Annotated in this window: 3 rRNA genes; all 3 read left to right on the top strand. The window is 53.6% G+C overall.

The window, feature by feature from the left end:
- Window positions 1-294: 294 nt before the first annotated feature.
- The 3 genes from KXS11_RS18130 to rrf all read left to right on the top strand — a co-directional run bounded on the left by KXS11_RS18130 (window position 295) and on the right by rrf (window position 5,627).
- A 16S ribosomal RNA gene (locus KXS11_RS18130) occupies window positions 295-1,817 on the top strand.
- A gap of 452 nt (window positions 1,818-2,269) precedes the next feature.
- A 23S ribosomal RNA gene (locus tag KXS11_RS18125) occupies window positions 2,270-5,386 on the top strand.
- A gap of 124 nt (window positions 5,387-5,510) precedes the next feature.
- Window positions 5,511-5,627: ribosomal RNA gene (gene rrf, locus KXS11_RS18120) — 5S ribosomal RNA — on the top strand.
- Together the 16S, 23S and 5S rRNA genes form the textbook arrangement of a ribosomal RNA operon.
- Window positions 5,628-5,685: the final 58 nt, after the last annotated feature.

Raw genomic sequence — 5,685 nt, 5'->3', positions numbered from 1 at the left:
TGGTAAGTTAGAGAAGTTGCCCTGCAGGGCGGTCGTGATGGCCAAAGGCAGGAGCATCCGATCCTTGAGAACTCAACAGCGTGCACAATGTCAAATGCCAAAAACCTCGTGCTGGTGATGCCTTCCTTTTCTGGTTGGTTGATCTTGCAGGAGATTCCTTTGGAAAACATTTAAACAACAAAGCAAGTCAGTAATGATTTGTTCTGTCAGTTTCAAACTTGCAGCGTTTTCGCCTATTCCGGCGTTGCGTTGCGCGAAATGTGCCGGTCGTTTATTCGGTCGTGCAATTCAACATTTACGGAGAGTTTGATCCTGGCTCAGGACGAACGCTGGCGGCGTGCTTAACACATGCAAGTCGAACGATGAACCAGGAGCTTGCTCTTGGGGATTAGTGGCGAACGGGTGAGTAACACGTGAGTAACCTGCCCTTGACTCTGGGATAAGCGTTGGAAACGACGTCTAATACCGGATACGAGCTTCCACCGCATGGTGAGTTGCTGGAAAGAATTTTGGTCAAGGATGGACTCGCGGCCTATCAGCTTGTTGGTGAGGTAATGGCTCACCAAGGCGACGACGGGTAGCCGGCCTGAGAGGGTGACCGGCCACACTGGGACTGAGACACGGCCCAGACTCCTACGGGAGGCAGCAGTGGGGAATATTGCACAATGGGCGAAAGCCTGATGCAGCAACGCCGCGTGAGGGACGACGGCCTTCGGGTTGTAAACCTCTTTTAGCAGGGAAGAAGCGAAAGTGACGGTACCTGCAGAAAAAGCACCGGCTAACTACGTGCCAGCAGCCGCGGTAATACGTAGGGTGCAAGCGTTGTCCGGAATTATTGGGCGTAAAGAGCTCGTAGGCGGTTTGTCGCGTCTGCTGTGAAATCCCGAGGCTCAACCTCGGGTCTGCAGTGGGTACGGGCAGACTAGAGTGCGGTAGGGGAGATTGGAATTCCTGGTGTAGCGGTGGAATGCGCAGATATCAGGAGGAACACCGATGGCGAAGGCAGATCTCTGGGCCGCTACTGACGCTGAGGAGCGAAAGGGTGGGGAGCAAACAGGCTTAGATACCCTGGTAGTCCACCCCGTAAACGTTGGGCGCTAGATGTGGGGACCATTCCACGGTTTCCGTGTCGTAGCTAACGCATTAAGCGCCCCGCCTGGGGAGTACGGCCGCAAGGCTAAAACTCAAAGGAATTGACGGGGGCCCGCACAAGCGGCGGAGCATGCGGATTAATTCGATGCAACGCGAAGAACCTTACCAAGGCTTGACATATACGAGAACGGGCCAGAAATGGTCAACTCTTTGGACACTCGTAAACAGGTGGTGCATGGTTGTCGTCAGCTCGTGTCGTGAGATGTTGGGTTAAGTCCCGCAACGAGCGCAACCCTCGTTCTATGTTGCCAGCACGTAATGGTGGGAACTCATGGGATACTGCCGGGGTCAACTCGGAGGAAGGTGGGGACGACGTCAAATCATCATGCCCCTTATGTCTTGGGCTTCACGCATGCTACAATGGCCAGTACAAAGGGCTGCAATACCGTAAGGTGGAGCGAATCCCAAAAAGCTGGTCCCAGTTCGGATTGAGGTCTGCAACTCGACCTCATGAAGTCGGAGTCGCTAGTAATCGCAGATCAGCAACGCTGCGGTGAATACGTTCCCGGGCCTTGTACACACCGCCCGTCAAGTCATGAAAGTCGGTAACACCCGAAGCCAGTGGCCTAACCGTAAGGAAGGAGCTGTCTAAGGTGGGATCGGTAATTAGGACTAAGTCGTAACAAGGTAGCCGTACCGGAAGGTGCGGCTGGATCACCTCCTTTCTAAGGAGCATGTGCAACGCTCGTCTGTATACAGCGAGGTTTACGTTGCCAAGTCACACTGAGGCGAATGTTCTCAGGTGGCGCTCATGGGTGGAACATTGACATTGATGTGGACGTGATGGTCTGCCAGTTAGTACGTCTTCTTCGGGAGATGGGAACGGTGGTTGGCTGGAGGGTTCACATATGCACGCTGTTGGGTCCTGAGGGACCGGATCTTCTCCGCTTCGGTGGAGGAAGGACGAACCTCTGGGCCTGTTGTTGTTGGCATACATCGCCATCACGACGGGTACCGCCCGTACTTTGAGAACTACACAGTGGACGCGAGCATCTTAGATTCATGGCCCTTCGGGGTTGTGGATCACAAAGATCAAAACATACTTCTTCGGAAGTGATGTTGATCATTGGTCAATCTGCATCAGGTAACTGGTGTCGATCGATTCAAACTCATGTGATTTCAAATTTCTAAGAGCAAACGGTGGATGCCTTGGCATCTGGAGCCGAAGAAGGACGTAGTAATCTGCGATAAGCCTCGGGGAGTTGATAAACGAACTTTGATCCGAGGATTTCCGAATGGGGAAACCCCGCCAGGCCTTTTAAGTGACCTGGTGACTCCCGCCTGAATATATAGGGCGGGTAGAGGGAACGGGGGGAAGTGAAACATCTCAGTACCCCCAGGAAGAGAAAACAACAGTGATTCCGTCAGTAGTGGCGAGCGAAATCGGAAGAGGCTAAACCGGGCATGTGTGATAGCTATCAGGCGYTGCATGTCCGGGGTTGTGGGACTTCTCACTCCGAACTGATATTCGGGGAGCATTAGAACGTGGTATAGACGAATGGGATTGAAAGCCCAGCCAGAGACGGTGCCAGCCCGGTAGTCGAAATGCTGCAATCGTGCGAGAAGTATCCCAAGTAGCACGGGGCCCGAGAAATCCCGTGTGAATCTGTCAGGACCACCTGATAAGCCTAAATACTCCCAGATGACCGATAGCGGACAAGTACCGTGAGGGAAAGGTGAAAAGTACCCCGGGAGGGGAGTGAAATAGTACCTGAAACCGTTTGCTTACAAACCGTTGGAGCACCCTTGTTGGTGTGACAGCGTGCCTTTTGAAGAATGAGCCTGCGAGTTAGCGATATGTGGCGAGGTTAACCCGTGTGGGGTAGCCGTAGCGAAAGCGAGTCTGAATAGGGCGATTCAGTCGCATGTCCTAGACCCGAAGCGAAGTGATCTATCCATGGCCAGGTTGAAGCGACGGTAAGACGTCGTGGAGGACCGAACCCACTTCAGTTGAAAATGGAGGGGATGAGCTGTGGATAGGGGTGAAAGGCCAATCAAACTTCGTGATAGCTGGTTCTCTCCGAAATGCATTTAGGTGCAGCGTTGCGTGTTTCTTACCGGAGGTAGAGCTACTGGATGGCCGATGGGGCCCAAAAGCTTACTGACGTCAGCCAAACTCCGAATGCCGGTAAGTGAGAGCGCAGCAGTGAGACGGTGGGGGATAAGCTTCATCGTCGAGAGGGAAACAACCCAGACCACCAACTAAGGTCCCAAAGCGCGTGCTAAGTGGGAAAGGATGTGGAGTTGCACAGACAACCAGGAGGTTGGCTTAGAAGCAGCCACCCTTGAAAGAGTGCGTAATAGCTCACTGGTCAAGTGATTCCGCGCCGACAATGTAACGGGGCTCAAGCACGCCACCGAAGTTGTGGCATTGATATTTTTGGTAGGCCTTCGTGGTCCAGCCGTATTGATGGGTAGGAGAGCGTCGTGTGGCGAGTGAAGCGGCGGTGTAAACCAGCCGTGGACGCTACACGAGTGAGAATGCAGGCATGAGTAGCGAAAGACATGTGAGAAACATGTCCTCCGAAAGACCAAGGGTTCCAGGGTCAAGCTAATCTTCCCTGGGTAAGTCGGGACCTAAGGCGAGGCCGACAGGCGTAGTCGATGGACAACGGGTTGATATTCCCGTACCCGCGAAGAACCGCCCAAGATAATCCAGTGGTGCTAAGAGTCCTAACCCGGACGACTGATTCCCTTCGGGGATGATGRGTCCGGTCTAACGCTCGACCCCATGCTGGTGCGTTTAGCGTATTAACAGGTGTGACGCAGGAAGGTAGCCTATGCCGGGCGATGGTTGTCCCGGTGTAAGTGCGTAGGCTGAGAGATAGGCAAATCCGTCTCTCGTGAAGGCTGAGACACGATACGGACCCGTAAGGGACAGTAGGTGATCCTATGCTGCCAAGAAAAGCATCGACGCGAGGTTCTAGTGGCCCGTACCCCAAACCGACTCAGGTGGTCAGGTAGAGAATACTAAGGAGATCGAGAGAATCGTGGTTAAGGAACTCGGCAAAATGCCCCCGTAACTTCGGGAGAAGGGGGGCCTGAGGCGTATTAGGACTTGCTCCGAAAGCGTTTGAAGGCCGCAGAGACCAGTGGGAAGCGACTGTTTACTAAAAACACAGGTCCGTGCCAAGTCGCAAGACGATGTATACGGACTGACGCCTGCCCGGTGCTGGAAGGTTAAGAGGAACGGTTAGCCGCAAGGCGAAGCTGAGAATTTAAGCCCCAGTAAACGGCGGTGGTAACTATAACCATCCTAAGGTAGCGAAATTCCTTGTCGGGTAAGTTCCGACCTGCACGAATGGCGTAACGACTTCCCAGCTGTCTCAACCGCGAACTCGGCGAAATTGCATTACGAGTAAAGATGCTCGTTACGCGCAGCAGGACGGAAAGACCCCGTGACCTTTACTACAGCTTGGTATTGGTGTTCGGTGTGGCTTGTGTAGGATAGGTGGGAGACTTTGAAGCTTGGACGCTAGTTCAGGTGGAGTCATTGTTGAAATACCACTCTGGTCACTCTGGATATCTAACTTCGAACCGTAATCCGGTTCAGGGACAGTGCCTGGTGGGTAGTTTAACTGGGGCGGTTGCCTCCCAAAAAGTAACGGAGGCGCCCAAAGGTTCCCTCAACCTGGTTGGCAATCAGGTGTCGAGTGTAAGTGCACAAGGGAGCTTGACTGTGAGACTGACAAGTCGAGCAGGGACGAAAGTCGGGACTAGTGATCCGGCAGTGGCTTGTGGAAGCGCTGTCGCTCAACGGATAAAAGGTACCTCGGGGATAACAGGCTGATCTTGCCCAAGAGTCCATATCGACGGCATGGTTTGGCACCTCGATGTCGGCTCGTCGCATCCTGGGGCTGGAGTAGGTCCCAAGGGTTGGGCTGTTCGCCCATTAAAGCGGTACGCGAGCTGGGTTTAGAACGTCGTGAGACAGTTCGGTCCCTATCCGCTGCGCGCGTAGGAAATTTGAAAGGATCTGACCCTAGTACGAGAGGACCGGGTTGGACGAACCTCTGGTGTGTCAGTTGTTCCGCCAGGAGCACCGCTGATTAGCTACGTTCGGGATGGATAACCGCTGAAAGCATCTAAGCGGGAAGCCGGCCTTAAGATGAGATTTCCATGCCTTCGGGCGAGAGGCTCCCAGCCAGACTACTGGGTTGATAGGCCGGATGTGGAAGAGAGGACTAAAGACTCTCGGAGCTGACCGGTACTAATAAGCCGATAATTTGATAACACTTTCTTTGTTTGAATACGRAGATGCTACGCGTCCACTGAGTGGTTCTCGATGTACGGTCGAGAACCTGCAAACAACACTTCATGTGTTGGTTTGCTCGTTCACTTTGATACATCAATAGTGTTTCGGCGGCCATAGCGAGAGGGAAACGCCCGGTTACATTCCGAACCCGGAAGCTAAGACTCTTTGCGCCGATGGTACTGCAGGGGGGACCCTGTGGGAGAGTAGGACACCGCCGGACTTCTTCGTTGAAATGGCCACCCAAGGTTCTTGGGTGGCCATTTTGCGTTAAGTCACAT

Source organism: Plantibacter flavus (assembly GCF_051487245.1).
Classification (GTDB): domain Bacteria; phylum Actinomycetota; class Actinomycetes; order Actinomycetales; family Microbacteriaceae; genus Plantibacter; species Plantibacter flavus_B.
The sequence above is the reverse complement of the archived record's forward strand: the minus strand, read 5'-3'. Positions and strand labels throughout refer to the sequence as shown.